This is a genomic window from Zunongwangia pacifica (assembly GCF_023499215.1).
GTDB classification, from domain to species: Bacteria; Bacteroidota; Bacteroidia; order Flavobacteriales; family Flavobacteriaceae; genus Zunongwangia; species Zunongwangia pacifica.
This window is the reverse complement of record NZ_JAKHSK010000086.1, coordinates 1-2544: the sequence shown is the minus strand read 5'-3', so window position 1 is coordinate 2544 and position 2544 is coordinate 1. Positions and strand designations below refer to the sequence as shown.

Below are 2544 nucleotides of genomic sequence, written 5' to 3'. Positions count from 1 at the left end.
TGCAAAAAACGGTCATAGTATACCACCCTGGCCGGATGAAAGTGAACCACCTTGGCCGGGTCAACGTGAGCCACTTTAGCCGGGATAAAGTGAGCCACTAAAAAGTCGATTCTATTTGTAAGGAACCAAATGTCTTTTTTTGTAAAAAAGACCATGGCCAACAAACAAATAGATATGCGAAAAGTAAAACAGATTTTTACGTTATACAGCCAGGGCGTGAGTAAACGCCAGATAAGTTTGAGGCTGGGTTTATCACGTAACACCATCACTAAGTACATCGCCTTTTTTCAGCGTTACCAGTTTACAAGCTACGAGGTCTCTGCCATGACCCTTGAAGAGTTACACAGGCTTTTTAAGTCCGATCAAAAACCAAAGAGTGCTCAATTGCTTACCCTGGAGAAGTACTTTCCCTATTTTGATAAGGAATTGCGTAAGACGGGAGTAACCAGGCAACTGCTCTGGCAGGAGTATTACGCAAAACATCCTGATGGCTTTAAGTTATCCCAGTTCAAGTACTGGTACCATCAGTGGACCAAAGAAGTATCACCAGTGATGCACCTTACCCATAAGGCCGGCGATAAGCTATTTATTGATTACACCGGCAAGAAACTTAGCATTGTGGATCGTGACACCGGAGAAGTGCAGGATCTGGAAGTTTTTTTGTGCGTTTTGGGCAGTAGCCAATATACCTATGTGGAAGCCTCGCCGAGCCAAAAGAAAGAAGATTTTATACGTAGCGTGGAGAATGCACTTTGGTTTTATGGAGGAGTACCCAATGCCCTGGTACCTGATAACCTGAAATCCGCGGTAACCAAAGGGAGCCGTTATGAACCCAAGGTCAATGAGACCTTCTCTGATTTTGCGGAATATTATGAAACCGCCGTACTGCCCACAAGAACATATAAACCCAGGGATAAGGCCATCGTAGAGAACGCTGTACGGATAATATATACCAGGGTATTTGCACCGCTACGCCACCAGACCTTCCATAGCGTACCAGAAATCAATAAGGCCATACTCGAACTTCTGAAAACACATAATGAAATGTCCTTCCGGGGAAGAGAGTACTCCCGACGTTCTTTATTCGACCAGGTGGAGAAACAGGAATTAAAATCTCTGCCCTTAAAGCGATATGAAATAAAAGCCTATGCCAATGGTACCGTGCACAAGAACAGTCACATCTATTTTAGTAAAGACAAGCATTACTATAGCGTACCCTACCAGCATATAGGAAAACGTATCAAAATCATCTACTCCGATAGCCTGGTGGAGGTATTCTATAAATTTGAACGCCTGGCTGCACATCCAAGAGAGAAAAAGAAATACGCCTACACTACGGTTAAGGAACACATGCCATCACACCATAGGTTTGTAAGTGAATGGAGCCCTGAAAAGTTTATCGCCTGGGCAGCTCATATCGGAATACACTGTAAAGCGTATATCATTGAAATACTGGATAAAAAACAACATCCGGAACAATCCTATAAATCCTGTTTAGGTATACTACACCTGGCAAAGAAGGTAGGAAACCTGCGCCTGGATAATGCTTGTAAGAGAGCTTCTGATTATGGGGCATATAATTACAACATTATTGATCGCATCCTAAAAAAAGGCTGGGATAATCTCGATGAAAACCTCGAAGAGGAAATAGTCCTGCCCGATCACAAGAACATCCGGGGAGGCCATTACTACAAATAGAAATAAACCAGTAAAACCAAGTATATGAATACGCAAACCTTAGAACAAATGAAACAATTAAGGCTCCACGGTATGATCAGGGCCTTTAGCTCCAGTTTATCCCCGCAGAGCGTGGATTACACCAATGATGAACTCATAGCTTATCTCATTCAGTCAGAATGGGACGATCGCCAGAACCGAAAGGTAGAACGCCTAACTAAGACAGCCCGCTTCAGATATAGCGCCGTTATGGAAAATATCGATTATACTCACGACCGGAATATCGATAGAAACCAAATACAACGTTTTGCAACCTGCGACTTTATAACACAAAAGGATAATATTTTAATCACAGGCAGCACCGGAGCAGGAAAAAGCTATATGGCATCCGCCATAGGGCATCAGGCCTGTTCCCTAGGCTTCAAAACGTTGTACTTCAACACTTCTAAACTCTTTACCATGCTTAAAACATCCAAGGCCGATGGCTCTTATTTAAAGCAGGTAAACAAGATCGAAAAACAGGATCTGCTCATACTTGACGACTTTGGACTTAAAGGTCTGGATAATATTAACAGGCACTCCCTGATGGAAATTATTGAAGATAGGCACGGAAAAAAATCTACTATAATAGCCTCCCAGTTACCGGTAGAGGCCTGGCACGAGATCATTGGAGAACAGACCATTGCAGATGCCATATTGGATCGTCTGGTTCATACGGCTCACAGAATAGATATCAAAGGGGAATCAATGAGGAAAAAACTTAAAAATAAATAGTAAATTTAACCACAGTAGAATCGATTTTGAGCACTTAGTTTGCTATGCTCACTTTCCTCCGGCGCATGTGGTTCACTTTGACCGGCTCATCCA

2 protein-coding genes are annotated in these 2544 nt (G+C 42.8%); both read left to right on the top strand.

The genetic code is table 11. The features are described 5' to 3' along the window. Positions 1-174 precede the first annotated feature (174 nt). Positions 175-1698 carry an IS21 family transposase gene (istA, locus tag L1967_RS22130; protein ID WP_249603661.1) on the top strand — a complete coding sequence of 508 codons (1524 nt, stop codon included), beginning with the start codon at positions 175-177 and terminating at the stop codon, positions 1696-1698. A gap of 24 nt (positions 1699-1722) precedes the next feature. Then, positions 1723-2451 carry an IS21-like element helper ATPase IstB gene (gene istB, locus L1967_RS22125; RefSeq protein WP_249603660.1) on the top strand — a complete coding sequence of 243 codons (729 nt, stop codon included), beginning with the start codon at positions 1723-1725 and terminating at the stop codon, positions 2449-2451. Positions 2452-2544: the final 93 nt, after the last annotated feature.